This is a genomic window from Paenibacillus sp. FSL H8-0457 (genome assembly GCF_038051935.1).
In the GTDB taxonomy this organism is placed as follows: Bacteria; Bacillota; Bacilli; order Paenibacillales; family Paenibacillaceae; genus Paenibacillus_AQ; species Paenibacillus_AQ lautus_A.
This window is the reverse complement of record NZ_CP150293.1, coordinates 3,608,700-3,634,974: the sequence shown is the minus strand read 5'-3', so window position 1 is coordinate 3,634,974 and position 26,275 is coordinate 3,608,700. Positions and strand designations below refer to the sequence as shown.

Genomic DNA, 26,275 nt, shown 5'->3' with positions numbered 1-26,275 from the left:
CTGAATTATTTATTTTTCTCCGTGCTGTCCTTTGGCATCATCATTTTTGCGGTGAATAAAGCCATCGATTACTACAGCTTCATTACCATTGAAAAACAGATGATGGAGAAGGCGGATCTGTCCGAGTTGTCCTTCCGTGAGGTGTTGGCACAGCATAGATCATCGACAGGAGAACCGCAGACAGAAGAAATCGTCAGACTTGCTCTGGAGAAGCTGAAAGCTTCAGGCAAGGAAGTACGTATCTATGATAGCTCCAAGCAGTTGCTGGGCTTGGCAGTGGATGGCATCATCATTAATGATGGCAAACCTCTTATTTTTGAAAAGAATATTGAGAAAGCCCTGAGCGGCAGTTACGCCTACACCGTAACGGAAAATCATCTGCTTTATTTTGCTACTCCCATTCAGGATCAATACTACCAAAACGCTTATGTGTATGAGTTCGTGGAGGACATTTCCTACTTTTATGCGATTATGGATCAAATCCGTTATATCCTGTTTGCGGGTGCAGGCGGATTTATTGTACTGATTACGTTATCCAGTCTGTGGATTGCCCGCAACACAACCAAGCCAATTAAGCTGTTGCTTGGGGCTGCGCAAAGTTTCTCTAGACAGGAGTTTCGGAGAGTTCATCTAAACCGGAAGGATGAGCTGGGCATGCTGGCAGATGGGCTGGATTCCATGGGGCGGCAGCTTCATGATTACATTCAGTACCAGAAACAATTTGTCTCCAACGTATCTCACGAGTTAAAAACACCATTGGCAGCCATTCGTGGTTTCTCTCAATACTTGGTTGAAGGGGAGAACGAGAACAAGGAGCTGCAAAAAATCTATGCTCATCTTCTGCAGGAATCGGATCGGCTGACGCGCTTGATTAATGAACTGTTGTTGCTATCCCGATTCGACAAGGCTGGTTCTAACGAACTGGAAGCCCGGAAGACGGAAATGAACGAACTGATTCAGCAAGTCGCAATGAGTATGGGTGCCAAGGCCAAAGATAAAGGAATCGAGATTATGTTCAGGGAGACGGAAGCGGAACCGGAGGATAAGCCTATGACGAGAGTTCACGCCAACGTGAATCCAATGCTGATGTCCCATGCGATCGCCAACCTTGTGGACAATGCCATCAAATATTCAGGCAGTCCATCGCTAATCGAATTAAAGTTGGACCATACGCCAAGCGAGGTAGTTATAAGGATACGTGATCAAGGTATCGGTATCGCGGGCGATGAGCTGGAGAGAGTGCAGGAACGCTTTTACCGGGCGAAAAATGCAAGCACAGCGAGCGGTTCAGGTCTTGGACTTTCGATTTGCAAAGAGATTGTAGAGCGGTTTAATGGATATATCGACATGGAAAGTCAAATCGGGGAAGGAACGACCGTTACGATTGTGTTACCCCGTGCGTAAACACGCACGTAAATAGTTAACGTTACAAGATTGATACAATTCTGTTATGAGACTAACAGATACATTTTTTATAATCACTTCATAAGAAGAAATCACACATTTATGGAGGGATCATGATGAAATTGATAAACAAAGCTACATCTGTTATCCTGCTGAGTATTTTACTAACGATGGCACTGACGGGCTGTCTGTCCAATGGTGCCAAGCCGCCAGAAGCGGCGCAGAACTCGGCTGAAAAAAACACGCCCGACGAACAGGCCAAAGGCGAAGGAGCATCCAATTCTACTGCGCCTGCTTCAGAAAATTCGGAAGGACAAAGTGCTGAAGCTATTAAGGAAGGTTCCATGGAGAAGGAAGGCAATGTGGTGCTGAAGGAGCTTGCTTTTGTCTATAATGAGCACACCATTGCGATTTCGGATACAGCGAATGAAGATCAGATGGAACAGATGCTGGGCAAACCGGATAACCTGAAATCTCATACGTACAGTGCTGGCGATGGAACAAACATGGATACGTTAATCGGTTTTACAGAAAAGGTTTATACGTATCCTGGTCTGGAGATTAAAACAATCAGTATACCGGAGGGGAAACAAGACTCCATCTTTCATATCGAAATTACAGATCCTAATTACGCGACAGTGCGAAACATTAAAGCAGGAGATAGCCTGGATACACTCAAAAACGCCTACCCTGAGGGGAAACTGCTTGGTGATGGAGCCCCTAATGAGGAGGATGACTTCCGTTATGAGCCATCCAATTATGTGGATGTGATGTCGTTTCATATCAAGGATGCCAAGGTGGAGAGCATTCAGATCTACAGCCTTCTGGACTAATATTTAGTGATCGATGTTGGTAAGCATTTATAAGATTCACCTTTAATACCTGCCCGGGAGAGGGGCAGGTATTTTCTCGTATTTTCTCGTTTATAGATCGTTTATAGAATGGTATCGAGCTGACAGGTTGTCTCTTAAATAACTTAGACATGGTACAATTTTGCCATACACAACTTTTATCCAAGTGATGAACATAAGATCCTTCAAAAAACAGTCGAGACATGGACAATGCATTATGCATTCATAAAGGTGATGTGATTAAAGAGTTAACGGAAATCCACGTTGTCTTCCGACGATGTCAAGGGACAACAAAATGGTCCGATTACCGGTTGATGAAGATCTAAACAGATCCATATTTGTAGAGCTTACATTGAGATTAAAGAATTTGTACATACGGATAGCTTCTGCAGCCTATTCTTTTGGAATTATAAAATAAAGTATTTTCTTTGTGCTTAGGTTAAGATAAGTCCCCTGTTTAAGCACTAATGCTACCCGCGTACGTTCTTTAATTAGTAATTAGAAATGGAATATACTGATGAGGACGTACCCCAAGCGAAAGCGCGGGAGCGTCTTTTTATTGAACTAACGGGCAGGATACTTTAAGGTCATGCGAGGTGAACCGTATCACAAGTAGAGCGAATATTTAGCAATACCTTATTGTTGACAATAAATAAACGATCATTTATTATTGATTCATGAGATATAGAGATGATAACAAAGTCGAAGCAATATTTGACGCGACCGTACAGCTAATTAATGAGATCGGTTTCTCTGAAACGTCGATATCAAAAATTGCCAAAAGAGCGAATGTATCGGCAGCGACGATTTATATTTACCATGAGAACAAAGAGGATCTGCTCTACAAGACTTACTTGAAGATTAAAGGCAAGATGAGCGAGAAAATGTTTCAGGGAGTGGATCATACCCGAACAGTTTACGAACGATTTGAAGCTATCATCCGCAACTATGTTGATTTTATTCAATCGTACAAAGAATATTTTTTGTTTCTGGAGCAAATCATGAATTCGCCTTTGCCCCAGAAATGGTGCCTAGAGGATACGGCAAGTCAGTTTCAGCCGATCTTCGAGATGTTTGACGCTGGCATCCGACAAGGGATATTGAAGAAGGAGGATATTAACATGCTGGTTGTTTACTCCATCTTGCCAATAGCCGAATTGTTGAAAGCACATTTGAAGAACGGGAGCATATTGAATAGTAAACAATTAGATTCTGCCATCAAGATGAGTTGGGACGCAATTAAGGCATGATCTATAATTCCCGAGTATAACAAAGTATTTTAGCGATGCCTGGCATCGCTTTTCTCCCCACTAATAATAAATGATCGTTCACTTATTAAGATGGAGAGAAGATTAAAGGAGGCAAAGAACAATGAAGTTTACCATCTTTGGAGCTACGGGGGTACGGGCTTACAGCTAATTGACCAAGCAATCAGCAAAGGACATACCGTAAAAGCCTTTGTACGTGCCGCAGATCGAATCCCGTTTACCCGGGAGGGATTAACAGTTGTAGAAGGCAATGTATTTAGTGAAGAGGATGTAGGATCGGCTGTTGAGGGGCAAGACGCGGTGTTTGTAGCTTTAGGAGCGACAGCAAGAAGTCCTTCAGATCTATGCTTACGTGGGACTCGTTCCATTGTGAACGCGATGAGAAGGCATAAAGTAAAGAGACTTGTCGTTCTTACGGGATTTGGCACCAGCAGAGAAAGCAGGAATCAGCTCGGAATTGGGATGAGAATGATTGTAAAACTGGTTTCTTTAATAACGTTCCGAGAGTTTTACGATAAGGAAAGGCAGGATGGTATTGTGCGGAACAGTGGATTGGACTGGACTATCGTTCAGCCATCAAGGCTCACCAATGAGCCGGGCAAAGGGCGATATAAGCACGGTGCTTTTACTCCTTCCATGCTAGCTAAAATTTCTCGTGACGACGTGGCTAGATTCATGATCGATTCAGTCGAACATGCTCGTTACATCAAACAATCCTCGTTTATTCATGACTGACTGAAACAGCTTTGCATGTAGTAATGACCCAATTACATATCAAAATATATCCTTTTGGAGGAATAAATCATGAGACCAAACTGGACGCCTGACGATCTCCCAAACTTAATAGGAAAAACAGCTATCGTGACGGGAGGCAATAGCGGGGTAGGCTATTATACAGCATTAGAGCTAGCGAAGCACGGTGCTAAAGTGATCATTGGAAGCCGTGATCCTAGGCGCGGCGAAGAAGCTATCATAAAGATGAAACAAACGGCACCGAATATAGATGTAACAGTGGAGCCATTAAACTTGGCTGATCTGAAGTCAGTTCGAAGCTTTGCCGACACGATCCAAGGGAAAGTGAAAGGAATAGACGTCCTTATAAACAACGCTGGGGTAATGGCCGTTCCCACTCGTGAACTGACGGCCGATGGTTTTGAAATGCACTTCGGAACCAATCATCTTGGACACTTCGCGTTGACGGGTCTGTTATTGCCGTTAATTGAAAAGAACCACGGTCGAATCGTTACAGTTAGCGCACAGTCAGCTCAAATGGGTGATATAAATTTTTCTGATTTAAAGATGGATAATAAATACAGACCAATGGCAGGATACAATCGCTCGAAACTTTCAAACCTACTGTTTGCCCGAGAATTAAATCGACGTGCGAAGAAGAAAGGTATCTCTTCTATAGCAGTACATCCTGGTACGAGTCCTACAGGAATCGGGAGAAACGTACCGAAGGGAACCAAAGCATTCGGACTGCTATTAATGAAAATATTCGGAACTCCTCCTGATCAATCATCTTGGCCATCACTTATTGCGGCGACGGATTCGACAATCACCGGAGATGTTTACGTAGGGCTAGGAATGAATCCTCTAAAGGCTAAGAAACCAAAGTTTGTAGATTTTCCCAAAAAGGCATTGGATGTGCAGCTTGCGGAAAAGCTTTGGTTACAATCCGAGAAGTTAACCGGAGTAGTTTATGACTTGTAAAAAACTACCGAAGATAGCTCCTTTTTTTCGCCGATAGACTGTTAAGATGAACCGTATCACATATGCCAGGGCATTACGCAAACGTAGAAACGATAGCTCAATGAAGACATATAGAGGCAGCCGGCTTTTTGGTCGACAGCTTTTTCTGGGCTAACGGGCAGGGAATTCGTGTTGGGCGACAAAAACATAGTCCCATTGAAAGTCGCTATTTGTCGAAGGACACGAACATCGTTCCATTGGAAGTCGCTAATTTGGCGGCTTTTTTTGTGTTTTCTTATGTTTGAGAGGATAGGAGGTGATAAACATAGTAAAGCCGCAGAGGTGCAAGAGCACAACATACAATCAGTCAAATTCGAGTCAACCTCGCACGGGGAAACGCCCATCGTGCTTTGGCGTTACTGTGGTCATTGCGACGCCAAGTTGAGGAAAAGGGCTTGGTGATGAACGGGGGCATTCTTATCTTCCTTGACGAAGGTTCGCCTGTCTACACTTTGCTGTTAGAAGTTAAGGTACAGAGCATAATGCCTAGTTATGTTGAAAAATTGTTAGCCGAGATTGAAACCGATCTACGTGACAGCGAAGGTGCATCCGAACGTCACAGCGGTCCGTATAACAACTCACTGATCGAACCACTTAGCGAGCGTGAATTAGAAGTTCTACACCTTATTGCCCATGGCCCATGGTCTTTCAAATCGTGTTGATAAACTTCAGGTCAAGCAGGCAGGCGGAACGAGGCTGTAGCACGCGTTCGTAAGCACCGTCTGTTGTAAACAGTTCCCCACAAATACAATACTTTAGTATCTATCTCGAACAGTGATGCGACCGATATACTTGGCTTAAGTTGTGGCCAAGGAGGTAACCCATTTGAAAGCGATGGTCTGCACTAAATACGGATCACCGGACGTTCTTGAACTGACAGAGGTTAACAAACCAGTTCCGATGGCGAACGAAGTACTGGTGAGGATTCGCGCAACGTCCGTAGCGGCAATGGATGTTCGAATTCGCAGCTCTGACTTTCCTCTATTGTTGTGGATCCCAATGCGATTTCTGCTCGGCTTCAGAAAACCCAAAAAAACCATTTTAGGAGTAGAGTTGTCTGGAATCATTGAAGATGTAGGTAAAGACGTTAAACGATTCAAAAAGGGCGATGAGATTATGGCTTATCGAGGAATGAACTTCGGTACTTACGCCGAGTATACGTGTCTTCATGAAGACGGAATGGTAGTTATGAAACCCATAAATTCAACTTATGAAGAAGCAGCGGCCTTTGCCTTCGGTTGGCTTTCGGCCCTGTATTTCTTAAAAAAGTCGAACATTCAGAGTGGTCAAAGGGTTCTTATCTATGGAGCTTCTGGTGCAGTGGGCTCATCGGCAGTTCAGCTCGCTAAGCACTTTGGTACAGAGGTTACCGGTGTTACTAGCACTACAAATATAGACTTGGTGAAGACGTTGGGAGCTGATCTGGTCGTTGATTACACCACAGAAAATTTCGTGAACAGAAATGAGCGATATGATGTTATCTTTGATGCCGTTGGGAAAATTTCAAAAGCGAGATCCTCTAAAGTCTTAGCTCCTAATGGAACCTATGTGTCCGTGGATGGTCAGGGCATAGCGAAAGTAAGCACCAAGGATTTGCACTTCCTCAAAGAGCTTATGGAAAAGGGAAAATTGAAATCAGTTATCGACAGATGTTACCCGTTGGAGCAGATCCCCGAGGCTCACAGATACGCAGAAACAGGACGCAAAAAGGGAAATGTGGCCATTACAGTAGGCGAGTGTCGGGTGACATAAACATAGTAACATTAGAAGCCGCATAATCAGCGGCTTTTTATACACCATTTATTAAACTAACGGGCAGGATTACGTAACACCAGTATGGAATATAAATGGACTTGTAACGGATTAAGGACTTTAAATTTGATGAGAAAAGGAGGATGAATAAGGGGAGCTACGATAGTGATGCTGAGCAATATAACGGTATGGTGAACTCGGGAGGGCCAGAGGGTTCCTACAGATATATTTTACAACAACTAAAGAATCTATCTGTTCTAGCCGACCTAAGAATTTGTGACATCGGTTGTGGTCAGGGTGAATTAGCCTACCGTTTATCCGAGCTTGGAGCAAAAGTAACTGGAGTCGATTTGAGTGAAAATCTTTTAGTGTACGCCCGAAACCTTAATAGCTTTACCCCTCGTTTCCCGTCCTCACTGCCTAAGCCGCCCGTCGCATCGACAGAGTACACCCCTTAGAATAGACATTGGAAAACCCATGGGTAATCCGATGCATGCTAAAGCGTGTATTTTTATGCCAAGAAGCAGATTTGGCTTACGCTCGAAACCATCGGAAGGCTTCTTTATATTTCTTTTGCATATTCCGTATTTTCAAATGCCATCGTAAGACGCGGCAAAGGTATGCCTAACTTTTTTGCTTCTCTCACAACTTCAAGTACCGCAAAACCTGCTTTACTATTGTTGTATTCGACGAAAAGTCGCGGTAAGCTGCTCTTTGCAAAAATAACCTTGTTAAAAAGCGGGCCGAGAAGTGCCGGTGGAATCTTGGTCAGCAGTAGAGTAATCGCGTCCATCTTTGCGCCTCTTGCTTTAAGTATGGGCATCATTTCCCTCATATGCTTACCAACATTTGCGAAGGAGTCACTATGATTCATAAGTGCTGGAAAGCTTCCGCGTTTTAACACCTCGGCCTCCATCGCCGCATTCATGGCAAAGTGATTCCATAGCCAGCTTTGCATATCCTTGATCCAACTGATTTTAAAATGGGCACTTTCAAATAGTTCTTTGATCTGGTTGTTCATCTGTTCCGTGCCTGCCCGTGGTTTCTCCAGAAATATCATTTTCAAAAAGCCGCCTCTAAGCTTATTGTCCGTGATGCCGCCCCCTGCTGCTGGAAATCCAAAGACCACCTTGTTCATAGACAATGGCGAGATCGCTGATTTTAAGTCTTGCCAAAGATTATTGAAGATGAGGATTGGGGTGTTCCCGGCGGCAGTCGATAGGAGCTGTGCTGCTGATGGAAGTTGCTCCGTGTTGACACTCGCAATAATGAGATCGTAATTTGACCCTATCTCCTCATGCAGTGTGACGTTCCAGTTTTCTTTTATGAGCTGTTTCCCTCTTCGTGCGTCCCACATTTCAAGCGCGATATGGCTTCCGAAGGTTTCTTTTCTCCCTTTTCTAACGTAAAACTCAACGGTATGCCCTGCCTTTTCGAATGCCCAAGCATACTGGGTTGATATGACGCCTCGACCGAAGAATAAAATTCTCATGTTAGCCTCCCTAGAATAGTTGATCATCCAACAACGTGTTGTATAATGTTATTGTATAGATTCATAATAGGGTCATCAACCATCAGATTTTTAAGATCTGTCGCATAATCGATGAAACAGAACATGGAGGCCAATCATGAATAAGCAACCTGAAATGACGGACAAAACGAGGCAAACCTTTATTAATGTATTCTGCGATTTGTATTGCCAAAAACCAATTGAAAAAATATCCGTTCAAGAGATTGCCAAGCAATCAGGATATAATCGCAGCACCTTTTATCAATACTTTACGGATATTTATGCGTTGTTGGATTTCGTTGAAGAGCGTGTCTTAAAATCCATTCACGAGGAAATGGCGAGCCGCGAGTTTTCTACCCATACGTTCCAGGATGCGCTGCAATGCCTGGAAAATGCAGAGGAAATTTCAGTTCTGAAAGCCCTGTTGGGCGACTATGGTGCGGTTCATTTTATTGAACGGCTGAAAAGAGAAATTCCCTTTGAGCGATTGATTGTACAATTTCCCACAAACGATGTCTTGGCACCCTACATCATTGAGTTTTACATATCCACGTTACTATCTATGTTTCGCCTGTGGATACGCAACGGCAAAGATCTATCGTCGGAAGAATTGGTCAAGCTGATCGATAGCCTATTTGCAAATGGGATAAAACCGTATTATACCTTTGGCACAGTCAATGAAGGGTAAACGCCGATCAAAATGGTATTCTATACTCTATAACGTGTGGCAGTCAAAGGTGAGGTTTATGTTATGTCAAGTTTTTTCATAGGCTGCGAAGCACGATTTTTATCGGGTGGCCCTTCTCCGTCAGCACAAGAAAACAGAAGAAGTTATGAGTTCACTGATTCATGGGAACGAAGAGAACATGTCCTATCGAGAGGTGGCTAGGCGACTGGGGATTCGGAATAAGACACAAGTTGAGGTATGGGTGAAATGGCATCAAGAAGGTAGAGCTATAGAGCAAGAAGCCTTTCATAAAGGACGGCCGAAGACAAAGCTTCCCCGTTTTGAAGAAGAAATAGCCTACTTAAAGGCGGAGACCGCATACCTAAAAAAGCTGTATCCAAATCTACACGGGGAGTGACGAGCAAAGCCATTCGTTGCGAGATCATCGAAAAATTGAGACAGGAATATCCGGCTTAAGTGGCTTTTGCAGCTAGCGGACGTTTTAAAAAAATTGGATATTTAAACAACAAATATGCGAATGTTACCGTCTATATAGACGACTATAATGCTTGGGATATGTGTCAGAGATCAGAACAAATATGAAAGTAGGGAGCGCTCTTTAATGAAAAAAACAGTACTGGCATTAATCTTATTAGGAGTAATTACGGGATGTGGCACCCCGTCCTCAGATGCTCCTTCAGCAACAAATTTTAACAGTGTAACGGAGCAGCCTACTGCCAATGTAGTAGCACCTGAAACAAAGCAGTTCCAGTTGAAGTATACAACGTCTTTAACTGCCGAGCCACTAACTAAAGTCACTCCAGTAGAACTATCTAAACAATTGAAGAGCCAAGCGGTTGATGATTCCAAGGTTTTAACTTATAAAAAGAATGATGATGTAGAGAAAATTTATGCTGTACTTCATTCCAAAGACGGAACCTATGATATAGGACAGATCGGGTATGAAGGGGCCAGCGACTATTCGACAAGTACAGTTGATGTTTTGGGCCAATCTTACGTTAAAGTGACCGGCTCTGTTGGAGCTAACGCACCTATTTCCAAGTATTTGTCGCTCAGTACTTCCCCCCAGGTGCTGTGTATAGAAGCACATACTGTGGAGGTTGATGTAGACCAGGACGGGATAAAGGAAATCGTTGCTACTGCAGGTACAGCAGCGGAAACATCTATCTATAAAATAGAGAATGATTCCCTGGTAAGCGTAAATCTTAATGAAGTCATGAATGCCGCTGTAGTGATGTATGACCAGGAGTACAACACTTTTAAAGCAGAAGTGACCAAAGGCGAGATCTCACAATGGAAAATTGAAGCTAACCTGCTAGTGCCTTTACTATGATTTTAAGTGAATTTTGAAGAAAGGGTGCTGCCAATGGAAATCCTGCCTATCAAAAAAAGGTTGAGGAAGGGCACTTGGCGCACTATGAGCGTGAGATTGAGTTTCTAAATGATAATTTTGAAGACTGGATGTAGAACTGATCAAAAGATGAGTTTCTTGGATAGCAAACAAGAATTCAAAAGGAGGATATTGCAGTTCCTGCCATTAGTTAGTCAAAGGGGGTATTAAGACTAAAATAATGAGCAATGTGACAATAATGTAATACTAAATTGAATATTGTTATGTTATTCGATGGGAATACATAGATGACCCCCTTATACTGGAAATTATTAAACAAGGTGTAGTTTATTGCCACCAACCAAATTTCCAAAAGGGGGTATCCACAGATGACTGAGGTAATTAAAGCAATAATACTTGGCATAATAGAGGGGTTAACAGAATTTTTACCAGTATCGTCTACTGGACATCTGATTTTAGCAGGCAATTTGCTTAACTTTGAGGGAGACGCTGCAATAACTTTTAAAATCGTTATTCAATTGGGTGCGGTGATGGCAGTTCTAATACTTTATTGGAAAAGATATTTGGAGATTGGTGCTAATCTGATTAGATTGGATTTTTCCCAAAGTAAAGGCTTAAATGTAGTTCATATGATTTTGGCTATGTTACCAGCATTAATTATATATCTTCTCTTCAAGGACACAATAAAAAGCCAATTATTCGGCCCAACCCCCGTCTTGATCGGTCTAGTTGCAGGTGGCTTGTTGATGATCATCGCTGCACGTAGTAGGAGAACTGAAACCGCTGATACGATGGATGGGATAAATTATAAACAAGCTTTCGGGATTGGACTGTTCCAATGTTTGGCTTTGTGGCCGGGATTTTCGAGATCGGGTTCAACGATTTCAGGTGGTCTTTTACTTGGTACTAGCCAAAAAGCCGCCGCAGATTTTACGTTCCTTATTTCCGTGCCTGTTATGTTTGGTGCAAGCTTGTTGGATTTGTACGATAGTCGCGATTTGCTGAATTCTGAGGATTTCTTTCTAATGATAATTGGCTTTACGACATCCTTTCTTGTGGCAATGATTGCAGTAGCGACGTTCATCAAACTGATTAAGCGACTTCGATTGGAATGGTTTGCTCTATACCGTTTTGTCTTAGCAGCGCTCTTCTATTTAATCGTCATACAGTAACCAGTTTTGTATTTGATTATTCAAGCAATCTACCACAAGGGAAACGTTAGTTTAATTGTGGGCATGGGGAAGAAGGATAAGATGAAACTTAGAGGGACACTTACGGAGCAAGCATATCGAAATTAGCAAATAAGTACCCAGATAAATACCAAGAAGGAAAGGAATCTTTTGTTAATGAGTTAGTAGAGATGGTTAGTAAGAGAAATGAGAGGATTATACATGTGGGGGAATATGGAACCGGGGTATTATATCACCCTACAGAATTACTTTTGAATTACACCAATGGTTTAGCCATTGCCGAAAAAGAGGCAAGCAAACAAACATAGGTGTCGAAGGACAAGAACATGGTCCTATTGAAAGTCGCTAAAATAGCGGCTTTTTTGTTTTATCGGCACAAATTCTTGCCCCGATTCGAGGACAAGAACTTGTACCGATTGCCATAAAGGACAAGAACATAGCCTCATTACCGATTAGATAAGTATCTAACTATGTTTCCATGCAAGCAGTTTAGTTGAAGATTAGTCACGGAGAACCATACCATACGCGCCGGCAAAAAATAGGGGGTGTGGATAGATTTAAATACCCTTTTGGATTACCCCGATTCCTCTTGTGAGCCTTGCAGATTAAGCGTACGCAAGTTCGACATCAGGAAGGGCAGCACATGCTCGATGAATTGTTCCGCCGGCTCTTCCTGCCGTTGACTCCACTTCACAACCACCCCATAAATTGACCAACTGATCATCGTCGCGACCCATTCCATTCTTCGCTGCTCTTCCGCCGGGAGGTCTTTGACATGCGCCATGCAAGAGATGATGACATTGTACAGTTGTTTCTTGGCATTGTCCTCCATCGCCCGCGAAAGGGTTCGCCGAGCATTTAGCAGCTTCGTCGTTTCAATCTGCCACTCACAGACTGCCAGCATTAGATTGCGCAACAGCTCTGTACCCTGCATTTGCGTACCGGTAGGAATCTGTGTTGATAGAATTTCCGTAAATGCGCTGGTCATGGTTAACTCAAGCAATTCATATTTATCTTGATAATGGTTATAAAAGGTGGCTCGGTTCAGTTCAGCACGATCCATAATATCCTGAATCGAGAGGTTTTCGAAGTCCATTTCTACAAGCAAATCCGTAAATGCTTTCTGAATATATTTCCTCGTTCGCTTTGCGCGAGGATCATTCGGGTTCACTAAACCCATCCCACACCATCTCCTTGTTTCGTGATCCGTAGTCGGGAAGAGTACAATTTGGATCTATTGTTGTCTACACAACAGATCTGCTCTTTTGCTGATTGATTCGCATTGGAGATTACTATTAATATGGTAATTGACAACTGTTGACTAGTCAACATTTATAGCTTAATTCATATGTGGGAGAGTGGGAAGGTGAAGGACTTATTCGTAGCAGGAGGTACTTCCGGGATGGGCAAAGGGCTCGCCATTTATTATTTACGCCAGGGTAGCAGAGTGACGGTGACAGGCAGCAACCGTCTCCGGGGTAAGGAATTTCTAGACGAGGCTGCACGACTTGGCGCCGCAGACCGGGCATTCTTTATTCAAGCTGATCTATTATCATTGTCTGAGAACCGCCGCGTCATTCAAGAAGTTCAACAACACCATATGTCGCTTGACGGACTGGTGCTTACAGCGATGCAACAATTTCCTAAACGGAAATTGACTCCAGATGGTTTTGAAAGCACTTTTGCGCTCTATTATGTCAGCCGATTTATTCTGAGTTATGGTTTAACGGAATTGTTGGAGAGGGGGACCAATCCGGTCATTGTAAGCATCGGAGGCACTGGAATGACGAAGGGATTCGTTCACTACGATGACCTTACACTTCAACAGGGGTATGGTCTGTTGAAGGCGACTCTGCAGGGAGGACGGGCGAATGATTTGCTGGGGGTTGCGTATGCTGAGAACCACAAGAACGGGAAGACGCGTTTCATACTTAACCATCCCGGATATACCCATAGCGGTACGAATCATTTGGCCCAGCCTTTCAAGGGAATATTGCGCGTAATGGGCAAGCTCTTCGCACAGCCGGTGGAGAGGAGTATTCAACCGATCATTAAGCTGATGGATAATCCTCCATCCCAGCCCCTCATCGCCTGGGACCGAACCAAGCCCGTTGATCTCGATCTCCCGACGCTTAGCAAGAAGGACGCACTAAAATTATATCAGTTGACCAAGCATATTCTTTAACATTTGGCCGAAATTGATGTTGGATAGGCCGCTATTGATATCTATATGAAATACAAAGAATGAATGATGAATTGACAGGTGAATAATTTCAACAGTCAGACCTTACATATTTAGATCTGACTGTTTTTTTTTCTGTGTAAAGTGAACAGCCGAAAAAGGTACTAATCCGAATGTCGAAGGACAAGAACATAGTCCGATTACCGATTAGATAAATTTCTTATCAATTTGCAATTATAGGATGGAATGATGATTGGCTTGTAAACCCGTGTACCCTAATTTATGGGTATCTTCTATCCTAATGTTAACTACGGTTTCCTTCATGAAACTAAGTCACTTCATTGAAATTGACATACCCAAAAGTGCGTACTTCTCAAGTATGTCAATTGAATTTATACTGAGTCAGAAATAACGAAAGGGGGAGAGATTAATTGGAATATCGGATCAAAATAGAGGATAGCAGCCTGCGACTTGGGACGCGAATTGATATCGAGACTACGACGTTTCGTTCTGTAGACTCTCAAGAGAAATCGCATTGGGAACTCCCTGCTGGAGTGTACCGCGCAAAAGATATCGTCCGCGAAATAAGTGCATTACTCGAGGCGGTTTGCTTACAGCTTGGGGACTCTGCAGCCGCTGAGTCGCTCTTAAGGAATCTCCAATCCAGCTTAGGAGTTTCCGGAAGAGAAGCCGTGCTGCCGTTGGCCTTAATCGCCTCGGGAGATGAAACGAAACGCCCGTTCCTCGATCAGGCGCAACAAATCGGAAACACGTTGTCTAGCTGGGCTCGAGAATATTATTTAGAGAAGTCGGCTTGGCTGATGTACGGAGAAAAATCCTTACTCCAGCTTGTTCATAGAAGCCAGTGTGACAATCATCGGTGGACGCCAGAGGTGGTGAGCATTTTAATGGGGCCTAAGGGTAGCCCCGAAATCATGCAGTTGTTTAATGAGTATCTGCATCAACTGATCCTCCTGAGAGATGCGTTGATGCCTTTTGAGAACTGGGAGGAAGTTCCTATTATGATCGTGGAGGGGGATCAAGCGAAGGGACTTCGATTTATCGAGCCGGCGCGGAATCGCTTTCTCACAGAACTGATGGTCAAACGAATGCCACACAAAGAGGTTGTACGCTTCGCGCAAAGTTTCCTAAGCCCTGAACTCTCCATGGTTGGATACGGATTTCAATACCGTCTCGGGATGGTGCTGCCTGCGGCAATCGGAAAACCGATTACCGCCACAAAAAGCTTACTTTGCTGGCATCCCGCTCATCTATTGCCGTATGAGAAGGCCGGGGGGACAGACTCCTTTGTCATCGATTATGCTGAGGGAGATTACTACGCAGTCACCCGCAGTTGGATCGGTTCCCGTACATCAGAGCAACAGAATAACAATGAAGTGAGTTTCGAAAACGAAATAGATATCGTACCCGAAGCAAATGAACAAGGCCGGGTTATATTAAATCTGAGATTGTCGGATGGGAATTACGAGTATTGTGTGGATGTTGGGCAGGCTATGCGAGGACACCGATATATGTATCGTCCTGAGCAAATCCACGTATCCGCAGAAAGTACAGCCTGGCCGGCCCGTTCCGCATGGATCGAACACTCTGCTTCGGATATATTGGGGGTGACAGGACTCGCGGCCTTTGATGATGACGGCGTTCACTACATTTCAGTTGGAGGCAATCCGCTCGTGGTGTGGGCACTGCTTGGCAAACTGTTTCCGCTAAATGTGGTTGTAATCATTGACGAACAAGCCGATGAAGTGGAGGCGCCGCATCTGGCAGGTAGTAAATTAAGAGGGTTAATTCTGTTGAATGGAAGCTATTCTCGTCAAGTTGTTACCCGTTAACCTCATGCTCTTGTATTGCGGATGGCAGTTCGTCGTCCGGAAATAACCGCATATAATCTGTCCCAAAGTCCCGAAGCTGGATTAATATAACCATGAGCGCCTCTCCCAATTGGGTTAGCGAATATTCGACCTTTGGCGGAACTACCGCATACACTTTCCGGGCGATTAATCCGTCGTTTTCCAAGTCTCTTAACTGCACCGTCAGCATTTTTTGCGTAGCTCCGGGCATCAACTTCTGAAGTTCGTTGAACCGGTAGGTTTGTTTCGATAAATGACTTAAAATCAAAGGCTTCCATTTCCCACTTATTAATCCGAGCGTGATTTCGGAGGTACAAAGAAAAACGCTATTGCGGTATTCGATCATATGGGACTGACCCCATAACGTGAGACAAATTAAAAAACACCTTCAAGAGAATGCAACCATGTCGTAAGATATGGGGACAACTTTGGAGGTGTTTTTGCGTTGGCAACAAGAGTCAGCTATCCAGTAGAAGTGAAAAAGAAAGCTATTGAAATGAGGTTGGATGGCATTCCAGTGAAAGAAGTCATGGACCAACTGAACATACGAAATAAGACACAAGTGGAGACCTGGATGAGATGGTATCGCAGCGGCCAATGGAACCGGTTGGAGCAACCTGTCGGTAAACAATACAGCTACGGTAAAGGCCCTGAATATACGTCAGAACTCGAGAAGGTACAGGCGGAAAATCGGTTTCTGAAGCAACAATTAGATCTGCTAAAAAAGTTCGTGGAAATGCAAAGGAGGTGTCGCCAAAGGCTGTAGTGGAGTGGGTGGAGTCTGTTCGAGGAGAAATCAGTGTAACTCAAGCGTGTGCATGGATCGGGCTTTCTCGCTCCACCTACTATCGCTGGAAGAACGCCTACAAGAACCCATGTAAAGATCACATGGTAGAGACGATTCGAGAACTCTGTAGTCAGCATAAATTTCGTTATGGATACCGGAAGATCACGGCTCTGCTTCGGATGGAGCGTAAGATAAACCATAAACGCGTGCAGCGGATTATGCAGCGCGAGGGGCTCCAATGTCGTGTCAAAGTGAAGAAACGCAAACCTACTGGGCAGCCAGCTTATATCGCAGAGCACTTGTTAAAGCGCCAGTTTGCAGCCGATGCCCCCATGCAAAAACTCGTTACAGATATTACGTATTTGCCGTTTGGCGGAAAAACGTTATACCTGTCGAGTATCTTGGACTTGTTTAACGGAGAGATTGTGGCGTACAGTATTTCTGACAAGCAAGACACCGGGTTTGTCCTGGACACGCTGGGTCAGCTGCCCACTCTGCCAGGCACTATGCTCCATAGCGACCAGGGCAGCGTCTTCACATCTCAGGCCTATCAAGAAGCTGTGAAGGGAAAAGGCATTACCATGAGCATGTCCCGCAAGGGTACGCCCGCTGATAATGCCCCCATTGAATCGTTTCATTCCACGCTAAAGTCTGAAACGTTCTATCTCGAAGGTTTAACCTGTACGACGACAGCCATCGTCGAGCAGACCGTTCGAGACTACATTACTTACTATAACTCAATTCGCATTCAAACAAAACTAAACAACCAGTCGCCGCTTCATTTCCGGCAACTGGCTGCTTAAACTTGCAAGGTGTTTTGATCCCTGTCTCACAAACGGGGGTCAGTCCCTATTCAATACCCCTCTTTTTTTGTTATTATAATCGACTAATCATCCCTGTTTAATATGAATATTATCAAACCGAGCCCATCGTTTCAAGTATGAAACCCATGCTCAAAAGGAGTAACCAGATATGTTGACCATTAAAAAAGTTGCCGTTCTGCCGCTTGTGCTGGTGATATTGATCCTTATTTCAGCTTGCTCGGGACGGAATGAAGTCTCCGATCAAATCACCGAATCGGCAAGCCGTTCTTCGAACGGTGAAACGGTAGACGGGCAGGCTGTCTACCCAATCCAAAATGGGGCCGAACTGACGTACTGGCTGCAAAGCCAGACGACGCTCAAACCGAGCGTTAACGATATTCCTTTTTATCAGGAATGGCAGAAACGGATCGGGGTACCGATTCGGTTTTCTGAGGTGTCTGCAACACAGGCAAAGGAATCGTTCAGCGTAATGCTTGCTTCAGGAAATTTACCCGACATTATCGAATATAATTGGCTGGATGGTGTGTCAGGTGGACCTGAAAAGGCATTGAAAGACGGATATATTTTAAGACTGAACGAACTCATCGACCGGCATGCGCCGAACTTGAAAAAGTATTTACAGGAGCATCCCGATATCGACAAATTGGTGAAAACGGACAACGGAGACTATTATGCATTTCCGTTTCTTAAAGAAGGCGGCATGACCACACAGTGGGCAGGTCCGGTGCTGCGCAAGGATTGGCTTCAGGAACTAAATTTGGAAGTCCCCACAACAATCGATGAATGGCACCAAGTGTTGATCGCGTTCAAGGAGCGAAAAGGCGTACGTGCACCATTGACTTTCAGCAGCCAAACCCATGCGCTGCAAGGTTTTCTGGATGGAGCTTTTATCGGGGCGTTCGGCGTCATTCGCGATTTTTATCACGAAGACGGGAAAGTGTTGTATGGTCCGCTGCAGCCTGGATATATACAGTTTTTGAAAACAATGAATCAATGGTACGAAGAAGGATTGCTCGACCCGAACTTTACGCAGAACGACCGAAAAACGCAGGATGCGAATCTGATGACAGGGGCTTCGGGAGCAACCGTCTCCTCGGGTGCCAATATCGACAAATGGGAGGCTGCTCTTAGGGATGGAGATCCGCGAGCGACTTTCGTGTTCGCGCCTTATCCCGTGCTGCAAAAAGGGGAGACTCCGAAATTTGGACAGGAAGCGTGGTTGTACGGGGCGGAAGCGTCTGCTGCGATATCCGCCAGCAGCAAGCATCCAGAGCTTGCCGTTCAAGTGCTTGATTACGCCTACGGAGAAGAGGGCTACCTGCTTTTCAATTATGGAATCGAAGGACAGTCATTCAACTGGAAAGGCGGCAAACCGGAGCTGACAGAATTAATCACGAGTAACCCGGACAATCTGTCCTACCTAGAAGCATTGACGCTCTACACCCATACCGTAAATCCAGGTCCGTACGTGGAATCTAAGGAGCTGATCGGTAAATTGGCCGTGACGAATGAGGACCACAATTACGACAATTGGAAAACGGACAACCTTAAGCACGTACTTCCGCCCGTGTCGATTACATCTGAGGAATCGAACGAATTTGCGCGCATTATGTCTGATGTCGACACGCTAGTCAACGAGATCACACTAAAGGTCATTCTGGGTTCAGAACCGGCGGATGAAGCTTTTCGTGAGCTTACGGAGAAGTTGGAGTCTCTTGGTATCAGACGCGCGCTAGAAATTCAACAGGCTGCTTACGACCGTTTCCTGAACCGATGATCAGAAGAGTCGCCAAAGATTTTAATCGTAACAAATGGCTCTATGTGCTCGCTATTCCAATCGTCGCCTATTATGTTTTGTTTCAGTATTTGCCTATGTACGGCGCGGTTATCGCATTTAAAGATTATTCACCGATTCAAGGGGTTTGGGGAAGTGAATGGGTCGGATTGGAACATTTCAGATCTTTTATTAACAGCCACTATTTCTGGCGCTTGTTTCGGAACACCGTGCTGTTAAGCCTTTACTCCCTGGTGTTCGATTTTACAGCTCCGATTGTACTGGCGCTTTTGATTCACGAAGTTCGTTCGCGATATGTCAAATCATTCGTGCAGACGGTTTCGTTCATGCCTTATTTTATCTCGCTGATCGTCGTTTGCGGCTTGGTCAAGGATCTAACCCAGAGCGGCGGCGTCGCGAATCTCGCCTTTACGTTTTTGACGGGGGGAGATGGACAGGATTTGTTGCAGCAGCCAGGGCTGTTCCGCGGCATATACGTGATGTCCGAAATCTGGCAACGGGTCGGTTGGGAGTCGATTATTTATGCAGCAGCGCTGTCGACGATCCCGCAGGCGCAATACGAGGCAGCGCGTATAGATGGCGCAAGTCGCTTGCGGCAAATTCGAAGTATAACGCTGCCAGGGCTTCTTCCGACGATTGCAATCATGTTTATTTTGCGGGTAGGTCATTTGATGGATGTAGGGTACGAAAAAATATTATTGCTTTATAATCCAGTGATCTATGAAACGGCGGACGTTATTTCCACGTTCGTCTATCGTAAAGGCTTACTCGACAATGACTGGAGTTTCAGTTCGGCCATTGGATTGTTTAACTCTGCAATCAATCTCCTGATGCTTGTTATCGCCAATGCGCTAACCCGAAAAACAAACCAAAACAGTCTGTGGTAAGGAGGGGACCCTATGCGTATATCCGACCGTATACTTGACATTGCCATGTACTTTCTGCTGACCACGTTGGTTGCTGTTACGCTTTATCCATTGATCTACGTCTTGTTCGCCTCGTTCAGCGATGGCGACCTGCTTATGGCTAGAAAGGGACTGCTGTGGAAACCGGCCGGTTTTAGTACACTGGCTTACGAGAGAGCGCTTGGCAATCCGGCGGTTTGGTCGGGCTACTGGAACACGCTTCGACTGGTTGGCGGAGGTCTCATTCTACATGTAACGATGGCGATTATGGCGGCATACGTGCTATCGCGCCGCAATTTCATATGGGGCAAGTTCCTAATGTTGTTTATTGTCGTAACGATGTTCTTTAATGCTGGGCTCATACCGTTCTATCTTGTAGTAAATGATATGGGTATCATGAACACCATGTGGGCTCTGCTCCTTCCGTTTGCGGTAAATACGTTTCACCTGATTATTTTGCGAACCGCCTTTTTGTCGTTGCCTGTTGAACTTGAGGAGTCGGCCCAGATCGACGGTGCCAATCACTTGACCGTGCTTCTAAAAATAGTGATCCCGTTGTCCATGCCAGTCATTAGCGTAATTATGCTATACACGGCGGCAGACAAATGGAACATGTGGTTTATCCCATCGCTATTCATACAAGATCGTACATTGTATCCGCTACAATTGGTGTTGCGCGAGATTTTGATCAACAACGGGACGGATAACATTTCTTTTGGAGCAGGTGTAGGAGAAGCTCGAAACATCGGAGAAACGATCAAATATGCTACAATCGTGATTGCGACTATGCCCATTCTGTGTATTTATCCGTTTCTCCAGAAGTATTTTGTGAAGAGTGCTTTCTTAGGAGCGGTCAAGGGATAAGGATCATACTAAGAATGCCATGATAATCGATTAAGGATCCGCTGAACGCATCACATTGACACGTTGTACGGTTGGAAGTACAATATAACTACTATATAAGTAGGAATAATTGGATATAAGTGCTGTATACGGAGTTGACCAGAAATACTGGAGACTGAAGGGGTTCCCTAGGGGACCATGCCTTCAGTCTCCTTTTGGTTTGTATAGGAGAAAAAGGAGATGAACCATGGTGACAGATCAGCAGAACCTTTCGAAAAAATGGAGATTCGATACGTTGCAAGTGCACGCTGGGCAAGAGGCGGATCCGGTGACGGGCGCAAGAGCGGTACCTATTTACCAAAGCTCTTCCTTTGTATTCAAGAATACGGAGCACGCTCGCGCTGTGCTGAATTTTGAAGAGCCTGGGAACACCTATACCCGAATCAGCAATCCGACGAATGAGGTACTGGAGCAGCGAATAGCTGCCTTGGAGGGTGGCTCTGGCGCGCTCGCTGTGGCCTCGGGCTCGACGGCCGTCACGTATTCCATATTTAATATTGCAGGGGCCGGCGATGAGATTGTAGCCGCGAACACCCTTTATGGCGGAACCTACAACTTGCTTGCCGTCACGCTGCCCAAGCTTGGCATCCGGACGACGTTTGTCAGCCCGGATGATCCCGAGAATTTCCGGCGCGCCATCAACGAGCATACGAAAGCCCTTTTCATTGAATCGATTGGAAATCCGGGGCTCAACGTACCGGACCTCAGGCGCATTGCGGATATAGCCCATGAACATGGAATCCCATTAATCGTAGACAACACCTTCGGAACGCCGTATCTGATCAGACCGATTGAGCATGGCGCCGATATCGTTGTCCATTCGGCGACGAAATATATCGGGGGCCATGGCACCACCATCGGCGGCCTGATTGTGGACGGCGGCAGGTTTGATTGGGAGAGCGGCAAATTCCCGGGGCTTACGGAGCCTGATCCAAGCTATAACGGTATCCGGTACCTGGAGAAATTCGGCGAGACCGCTTATATTACGAAGCTGCGCGTTCAATTTTTGCGTGACATCGGGGCAGCCATCAGCCCGTTCAACTCCTTCTTGCTGCTGCAAGGACTCGAGACGCTGTCGCTGCGGCTGGAGAAGCATTTGTCCAATACGAATCGCATCGTGCAGTATCTGAACGAGCATCCCGAAGTGGCCTGGGTCAATTACCCGGGACTTGCATCAAGCCCTTACTATGAACTGGGTCAAACCTACTTCCCGAAAGGCGCAGGTTCTATCTTTACTTTCGGCTTAAAAGGCGGGTTTGAGGCAGCCAATCGATTTATTGACAGCCTGGAGCTGTTCTCCCATCTGGCCAATGTCGCGGATGCCAAATCGTTGGTCATTCACCCTGCCAGTACGACCCATGCCCAGCTGTCGCCGGAGCAGCAGCTCTCCGGCGGCATAACGCCGGATCTGATCCGACTGTCCGTTGGCATCGAGGATTCGCTGGATCTTATTGACGATTTGGAGCAGGCCTTGCAGAAGGCCGGAAGTTTAGCCGGGAAACCGGCAGGAACGCTGCAATCATAAGAAGCTGATCGAGCCAGTCCGTAAGCTGACTGGCTTCTTTTTCACGAAGATGAAATTGGACCGTCAGAGGGGGCCGGTGTAGTCCGGCTATTCTAATGGAGTAATTAAAACGGCCAACGGTATCATCACATTGGCCTGGTACAAAGAAGCGCCCCCCGTTTCACTACGGGTGGGCGCTTTAGCATGCTGGGCGATGACTCCTCCAACGATCGGGGCATGGAGGTTATCTGTCGGTCCTATCGATCAACGCTAGCGCTTAACGCGTGGCAGCCTGCGCCTCAGACGCTGTACGGAAGCGGTTGGGAGGGATCGTCAGACCGAAATGCTCCCGCAACGTGGTTCCGGTATATTCCCGCCGGAACAGTCCCCGTTCCTGTAGGAGCGGGACAACCCCGTCCACAAAATCCTCGAGCCCATCGGGAAGGCCGGGAGCCATGAGCATGAAGCCATCCGCGGCGCCTTCCTTGAACCAATGTTCCAGGGTATTCGCGATTTTCTCCGGCGTACCGACCAAGTGGTCCCCGCTGAAGGAGCCGATAATGAGCGAATAGATTTCGCGCAGCGTAGGATTCTCCCTTGCGATGACGGGCTGATGTTTGGGATAGTCCGGATTCCTCGCCTGCAGTATGTCCAGGCCGGCTTCCTTTGCGGTGGTTTCAGGCGTGAAGCCGGTAAAATCGACATCCTTAAAATAATCCGCCAGAAAACCCAGAATCGTCTCATCCGTAAGCAGCTCCTCAAACTGCTTGCGCTTGCGCAGCGCATCGTCCTCTGTCGCGCCGATGACCGGCGAGATCCCAAGGACAATGGATACGTCATCCGGATTTCTGCCGGAAGCCGCAATCTTCTGTTTGAAGGCTTGATAGTATTCCCGTGCATCTTCGAAATTGTATTTAATTGCGAAAATCACTTCGCCCACGTTTGCGGCAAACTGCTGACCGGCAGCGGAATTGCCGGCTTGGACCAGAACCGGCTGCCCCTGTGGGGAGCGCGCGATGTTAAGCGGCCCCTCCACGGAGAAGAATTCGCCCTGATGTTGAAGGCGATGAAGCTTATCCGGCTCGAAGAAGCGTCCGGAAGACTTGTCGAAGACAAAGGCATCATCCTCCCACGAATCCCAGAGGCCGCGAACGACATCTACGAACTCGGCAGCTCTAAGGTAGCGATGCTCCAGCTCATAATGCTCGGCAGCGCCGAAGTTCCGTGCCGTGTTACCGGATAAGTCCCGGGTTGTGACGATGTTCCAGCCTACCCGCCCCTTGCTGATATGGTCTGCGGACATCAGCTGGCGCGCCAGGTTGAAGGGCTCCACGTAAGAGGTGGAAGCCGTGGCGACCAGCCCGATGCGGGAGGTCGCGCCCGCCAGGGCGGAGATTAGTGTGATAGGCTCGAACCGGTTCAGGATGTTAGGATGGGACTCTTCGTTAATGGCCAGACTGTCGGCCAGAAACACCATGTCGAATTTGCCACGTTCCGCAGTTTGGGCAAGCGTTCGGTAATAATCGATGTCGATGCTTGCCCTGGGCATAGCATCGTCGCGCCGCCAAGAAGAGGCGTGGATGCCGGTGCCTACAAGGTAAGCCGATAATTTGATTTCTTTCTTCCGGGTCACGGTCTTCACTCCTTATGGATGAATAAAAAAAGACACTTTCCTCCAAAGATCGGGGAAAAGTGTCTCCAGTTGACTGGTAGACTTAATCTGGCATTATCAAGATCGGAATAATGGGCTATATAAGCTTAACTGAATGTTAATAAGCAATGCCGCCGTTGTCAACCCGTAACTTGCTCATTATATGAATCGCTGACTTGAGGAAACACGCCAGCGAAAATAGGTTATTGACGAGACGTACAAACTGCGTTACGATATCACACAAAACCAATTGTCATTGTCGGAATAATGCCATTTACCAGTCAACTGGAGATGTCTGCTGCTAATCGGAAGATTAGCGCGGCATCTCTTTTTGTATCCTTATTTTCTGTCGGAAAGGTGAAATATCGATGTCCATTCAAGATTCAATCCGAACGGAACGGGGCATTCCCGTTCCGATGCGGGACGGCGTCCGGCTGTATGCGGATGTTTACCGGCCCAATGATGACAAGTCTTATCCTGTGCTGCTGCTGCGAACTCCGTACAACAGGGAGGATGCGCAGACGATGAATTACGCGCATCCGAGCTGGTATGCCCGGCATGGATATGTAGTGGTCGTGCAGGATGCCAGAGGCCGATGGTCCTCGGAGGGAGCGTTTCATCCATACATACATGAGGCAGAGGACGGCTATGACACCATTGAGTGGGCAGCCTCGCTTCCGTACGCCATACCGAAGGTCGGCATGTACGGATTCTCGTACGCGGGTGCCATGCAGTGGCTGGCGGCCACCAGCAGGCCGCCTCATCTGGCCTGCATCGCACCGGCTATGATCGGCTCCGACTCCTATCAGGGCAAAGCCTACCGAAACGGTGCCCTGAGCCTGGCCTTGCAGCAATCGTGGATGTTGTTCGCTGCCCAGGACACCGCGCTTCGCCGCGGACGCGGGGACTGGGCAGCCGAGCTGTCGGCGTTATACGGGGACGTGTTTTCCTTTTACAAGCGATTGCCGCTGAACGATCCGCCCGAGTCGGTTAAGGAGCTCGCACCTTACTATCTGGAATGGCTGAGGCATCCGTCCCGTGACGAGTATTGGCATGCTACTTCCTTGAAGGAAAAGTATGAATCGGTCGAGGTGCCTGCGCTTCATATTGGCGGGTGGTACGACATTTTTATTGACGGGACAATCGAGAACTTCACCGGGATCCGTAAGCGGGGGGCCACGGAGAACGCAAAGGCACATCAGTATTTGTACATAGAGCCGTGGTTTCACATGCCGTGGTCGAGATATGTCGGGGAGCTGGATTTCGGACCGGAAGCGGCCAACCGGGTAGATCAACTGCAGCTCCGGTGGTTTGACCGTTGGCTGAAAGGGAAGGAGCCGTTTCATGAACTGGCCTCGGTCACCTATTTTCGGATGGGAAGCAATACCTGGCACGAAGCGGAGCAGTGGCCTCCAGCCGAAGCTCAGGATACGGCTTATTATCTTCACAGCTCGTCGAGAGCGAACTCGATTCATGGTGACGGAACGCTGACCACGAGCGCGCCGGTTGAGGAGTATCCGGACACGTATGTGTACCATCCTTCGATCCCGGTACCCGCACTCGGCGGCCGATCCGGCGCCGTGCCCGATTTAACGCCGATGGGTCCTCGCAATCAGATACCGAATGAGGTTCGGAACGATGTGCTGGTCTATTCGACGGAGCCTCTCCAGGAGGAGCTGGTTCTTAGCGGGGAGGTAACGGTTGAGCTGTATGCTTCCACTTCGGCCGAGGATACGGATTTTGTCGCAAAGCTTGTCGATGCGTACCCGGACGGGCGTTCCTATAATATCGCGGAGGGCATCGTGAGAGCGAGCTACCGCCATGGTTTATCGGCTCCGGAGGCAGTTGTGCCGGGTGAAGTGCACCGATACGAAATATCGCTTGGGCCGACGGCAGCCGTGTTCCGCCCAGGCCATCGCATCCGCCTTCATGTCACAAGCTCGCTGTTTCCGACCTTTGACCGCAATCCGAACCGAGTGATGAATCCGGGGGAAGCGACGGAGGCCGACTTCGTGACGGCGACTCAGACGATATACCATGATGAGCTGCATCCATCGAAGCTTTGGCTGCCGATCATCCATGAATAA

23 protein-coding genes are annotated in these 26,275 nt (G+C 46.6%); 19 read left to right on the top strand and 4 right to left on the bottom strand.

What is annotated here, in order from left to right; all coding sequences use genetic code 11:
* Nucleotides 1-21 precede the first annotated feature (21 nt).
* The 7 genes from MHI43_RS16035 (at nt 22) to MHI43_RS16005 (ending at nt 7,485) form a co-directional block, all read left to right on the top strand.
* Entirely contained in the window at nt 22-1,404 is a 1,383-nt protein-coding gene (locus MHI43_RS16035) for a HAMP domain-containing sensor histidine kinase (RefSeq protein ID WP_036660434.1), read from the top strand.
* A gap of 116 nt (nt 1,405-1,520) precedes the next feature.
* Nucleotides 1,521-2,237 (top strand): hypothetical protein, encoded by a 717-nt coding sequence (locus tag MHI43_RS16030; protein ID WP_036660430.1) that lies wholly within the window; start codon nt 1,521-1,523, stop codon nt 2,235-2,237.
* 695 nt (nt 2,238-2,932) lie between these two features.
* Nucleotides 2,933-3,505 (top strand): TetR/AcrR family transcriptional regulator, encoded by a 573-nt coding sequence (locus MHI43_RS16025; RefSeq protein WP_036660427.1) that lies wholly within the window; start codon nt 2,933-2,935, stop codon nt 3,503-3,505.
* A 90-nt stretch (nt 3,506-3,595) separates the two neighbouring features.
* Nucleotides 3,596-4,258, top strand: coding sequence for an NAD(P)-binding oxidoreductase (locus tag MHI43_RS16020; protein ID WP_036660424.1), 663 nt, complete (start codon nt 3,596-3,598; stop codon nt 4,256-4,258).
* Between the two features lie 69 nt (nt 4,259-4,327).
* A complete protein-coding gene (locus tag MHI43_RS16015; RefSeq protein ID WP_036660421.1) occupies nt 4,328-5,236 on the top strand; it encodes an oxidoreductase in 909 nt (302 codons plus the stop codon).
* Between the two features lie 864 nt (nt 5,237-6,100).
* On the top strand, nt 6,101-7,027 hold the full coding sequence (locus MHI43_RS16010) for an NAD(P)-dependent alcohol dehydrogenase (RefSeq protein WP_036660413.1): 927 nt from the start codon (nt 6,101-6,103) through the stop codon (nt 7,025-7,027).
* A gap of 143 nt (nt 7,028-7,170) precedes the next feature.
* Nucleotides 7,171-7,485, top strand: a complete 315-nt coding sequence (locus tag MHI43_RS16005) for a methyltransferase domain-containing protein (protein WP_036660411.1) — start codon at nt 7,171-7,173, stop codon at nt 7,483-7,485.
* Between the two features lie 104 nt (nt 7,486-7,589).
* On the opposite strand, the gene MHI43_RS16000 is transcribed toward MHI43_RS16005, so the two are convergent.
* Nucleotides 7,590-8,519 carry a 2-dehydropantoate 2-reductase N-terminal domain-containing protein gene (locus tag MHI43_RS16000; RefSeq protein ID WP_015735368.1) on the bottom strand — a complete coding sequence of 310 codons (930 nt, stop codon included), beginning with the start codon at nt 8,517-8,519 and terminating at the stop codon, nt 7,590-7,592.
* Between the two features lie 136 nt (nt 8,520-8,655).
* Here MHI43_RS16000 and MHI43_RS15995 point away from each other — a divergent pair, with 136 nt between their 5' ends.
* The 4 genes from MHI43_RS15995 (at nt 8,656) to MHI43_RS15980 (ending at nt 11,748) form a co-directional block, all read left to right on the top strand.
* The gene (locus MHI43_RS15995) at nt 8,656-9,225 is read left to right on the top strand and encodes a TetR/AcrR family transcriptional regulator (RefSeq protein WP_015735367.1); all 570 of its coding nucleotides are present in this window, start codon (nt 8,656-8,658) and stop codon (nt 9,223-9,225) included.
* A gap of 145 nt (nt 9,226-9,370) precedes the next feature.
* On the top strand, nt 9,371-9,622 hold the full coding sequence (locus MHI43_RS15990) for a helix-turn-helix domain-containing protein (RefSeq protein WP_049788704.1): 252 nt from the start codon (nt 9,371-9,373) through the stop codon (nt 9,620-9,622).
* A 204-nt stretch (nt 9,623-9,826) separates the two neighbouring features.
* Nucleotides 9,827-10,558: a hypothetical protein gene (locus tag MHI43_RS15985; RefSeq protein WP_015735365.1), complete on the top strand. Its 732-nt coding sequence runs from the start codon at nt 9,827-9,829 to the stop codon at nt 10,556-10,558.
* Nucleotides 10,559-10,944: 386 nt separating this feature from the next.
* The gene (locus tag MHI43_RS15980) at nt 10,945-11,748 is read left to right on the top strand and encodes an undecaprenyl-diphosphate phosphatase (RefSeq protein ID WP_015735364.1); all 804 of its coding nucleotides are present in this window, start codon (nt 10,945-10,947) and stop codon (nt 11,746-11,748) included.
* Between the two features lie 592 nt (nt 11,749-12,340).
* Here MHI43_RS15980 and MHI43_RS15975 read toward each other — a convergent pair.
* Nucleotides 12,341-12,946: a TetR family transcriptional regulator gene (locus MHI43_RS15975; RefSeq protein ID WP_036660408.1), complete on the bottom strand. Its 606-nt coding sequence runs from the start codon at nt 12,944-12,946 to the stop codon at nt 12,341-12,343.
* Nucleotides 12,947-13,132: 186 nt separating this feature from the next.
* On the opposite strand from MHI43_RS15975, the gene MHI43_RS15970 reads away from it, so the two are divergent.
* Both MHI43_RS15970 and MHI43_RS15965 read left to right on the top strand, forming a co-directional pair.
* A complete protein-coding gene (locus MHI43_RS15970; protein ID WP_015735362.1) occupies nt 13,133-13,951 on the top strand; it encodes an SDR family NAD(P)-dependent oxidoreductase in 819 nt (272 codons plus the stop codon).
* Between the two features lie 428 nt (nt 13,952-14,379).
* Complete coding sequence (locus MHI43_RS15965) at nt 14,380-15,801, top strand: hypothetical protein (RefSeq protein ID WP_051425294.1); 1,422 nt, start codon at nt 14,380-14,382, stop codon at nt 15,799-15,801.
* Here MHI43_RS15965 and MHI43_RS15960 read toward each other — a convergent pair.
* Complete coding sequence (locus MHI43_RS15960) at nt 15,791-16,165, bottom strand: helix-turn-helix domain-containing protein (RefSeq protein ID WP_036660404.1); 375 nt, start codon at nt 16,163-16,165, stop codon at nt 15,791-15,793. The genes MHI43_RS15965 and MHI43_RS15960 overlap by 11 nt on opposite strands.
* 99 nt (nt 16,166-16,264) lie before the next feature.
* Between MHI43_RS15960 and MHI43_RS15955 the strand changes: the two genes are divergently transcribed.
* The 5 genes from MHI43_RS15955 to MHI43_RS15935 all read left to right on the top strand — a co-directional run bounded on the left by MHI43_RS15955 (nt 16,265) and on the right by MHI43_RS15935 (nt 22,558).
* Nucleotides 16,265-17,409, top strand: a protein-coding gene (locus tag MHI43_RS15955) for an IS3 family transposase (RefSeq protein ID WP_085982516.1) whose coding sequence is annotated in 2 segments (ribosomal slippage) — nt 16,265-16,538 and nt 16,538-17,409 — 1,146 coding nt in all. Because the reading frame shifts where the segments join, the coding sequence is not laid out codon by codon here.
* Between the two features lie 169 nt (nt 17,410-17,578).
* Nucleotides 17,579-19,207 (top strand): extracellular solute-binding protein, encoded by a 1,629-nt coding sequence (locus MHI43_RS15950; RefSeq protein WP_036662894.1) that lies wholly within the window; start codon nt 17,579-17,581, stop codon nt 19,205-19,207.
* Nucleotides 19,204-20,112, top strand: a complete 909-nt coding sequence (locus MHI43_RS15945; protein ID WP_036662896.1) for an ABC transporter permease subunit — start codon at nt 19,204-19,206, stop codon at nt 20,110-20,112. Before MHI43_RS15950 ends, MHI43_RS15945 begins: the two co-directional genes overlap by 4 nt.
* A gap of 12 nt (nt 20,113-20,124) precedes the next feature.
* Complete coding sequence (locus tag MHI43_RS15940) at nt 20,125-20,994, top strand: carbohydrate ABC transporter permease (RefSeq protein ID WP_036662897.1); 870 nt, start codon at nt 20,125-20,127, stop codon at nt 20,992-20,994.
* A gap of 226 nt (nt 20,995-21,220) precedes the next feature.
* Entirely contained in the window at nt 21,221-22,558 is a 1,338-nt protein-coding gene (locus tag MHI43_RS15935) for an O-acetylhomoserine aminocarboxypropyltransferase/cysteine synthase family protein (RefSeq protein ID WP_015735356.1), read from the top strand.
* Between the two features lie 256 nt (nt 22,559-22,814).
* Here MHI43_RS15935 and MHI43_RS15930 read toward each other — a convergent pair whose 3' ends face one another.
* The gene (locus MHI43_RS15930; RefSeq protein WP_036662899.1) at nt 22,815-24,170 is read right to left on the bottom strand and encodes an LLM class flavin-dependent oxidoreductase; all 1,356 of its coding nucleotides are present in this window, start codon (nt 24,168-24,170) and stop codon (nt 22,815-22,817) included.
* A 386-nt stretch (nt 24,171-24,556) separates the two neighbouring features.
* Here MHI43_RS15930 and MHI43_RS15925 point away from each other — a divergent pair, with 386 nt between their 5' ends.
* Nucleotides 24,557-26,275 (top strand): CocE/NonD family hydrolase, encoded by a 1,719-nt coding sequence (locus MHI43_RS15925; protein WP_036662901.1) that lies wholly within the window; start codon nt 24,557-24,559, stop codon nt 26,273-26,275.

Bases quoted from the DNA above. Each gene is read 5' to 3' on its own strand.
- MHI43_RS16030 (WP_036660430.1), top strand. From the start codon at position 1,521: ATGAAATTGATAAACAAAGCTACATCTGTTATCCTGCTGAGTATTTTA.
- MHI43_RS16025 (WP_036660427.1), top strand. From the start codon at position 2,933: ATGAGATATAGAGATGATAACAAAGTCGAAGCAATATTTGACGCGACC.
- MHI43_RS16020 (WP_036660424.1), top strand. From the start codon at position 3,596: ATGGAGAGAAGATTAAAGGAGGCAAAGAACAATGAAGTTTACCATCTT.
- MHI43_RS16015 (WP_036660421.1), top strand. From the start codon at position 4,328: ATGAGACCAAACTGGACGCCTGACGATCTCCCAAACTTAATAGGAAAA.
- MHI43_RS16005 (WP_036660411.1), top strand. From the start codon at position 7,171: ATGAATAAGGGGAGCTACGATAGTGATGCTGAGCAATATAACGGTATG.
- MHI43_RS16000 (WP_015735368.1), bottom strand. From the start codon at position 8,519: ATGAGAATTTTATTCTTCGGTCGAGGCGTCATATCAACCCAGTATGCT.
- MHI43_RS15995 (WP_015735367.1), top strand. From the start codon at position 8,656: ATGAATAAGCAACCTGAAATGACGGACAAAACGAGGCAAACCTTTATT.
- MHI43_RS15990 (WP_049788704.1), top strand. From the start codon at position 9,371: ATGAGTTCACTGATTCATGGGAACGAAGAGAACATGTCCTATCGAGAG.
- MHI43_RS15985 (WP_015735365.1), top strand. From the start codon at position 9,827: ATGAAAAAAACAGTACTGGCATTAATCTTATTAGGAGTAATTACGGGA.
- MHI43_RS15980 (WP_015735364.1), top strand. From the start codon at position 10,945: ATGACTGAGGTAATTAAAGCAATAATACTTGGCATAATAGAGGGGTTA.
- MHI43_RS15975 (WP_036660408.1), bottom strand. From the start codon at position 12,946: ATGGGTTTAGTGAACCCGAATGATCCTCGCGCAAAGCGAACGAGGAAA.
- MHI43_RS15960 (WP_036660404.1), bottom strand. From the start codon at position 16,165: ATGATCGAATACCGCAATAGCGTTTTTCTTTGTACCTCCGAAATCACG.
- MHI43_RS15950 (WP_036662894.1), top strand. From the start codon at position 17,579: ATGTTGACCATTAAAAAAGTTGCCGTTCTGCCGCTTGTGCTGGTGATA.
- MHI43_RS15945 (WP_036662896.1), top strand. From the start codon at position 19,204: ATGATCAGAAGAGTCGCCAAAGATTTTAATCGTAACAAATGGCTCTAT.
- MHI43_RS15940 (WP_036662897.1), top strand. From the start codon at position 20,125: ATGCGTATATCCGACCGTATACTTGACATTGCCATGTACTTTCTGCTG.
- MHI43_RS15935 (WP_015735356.1), top strand. From the start codon at position 21,221: ATGGTGACAGATCAGCAGAACCTTTCGAAAAAATGGAGATTCGATACG.
- MHI43_RS15925 (WP_036662901.1), top strand. From the start codon at position 24,557: ATGTCCATTCAAGATTCAATCCGAACGGAACGGGGCATTCCCGTTCCG.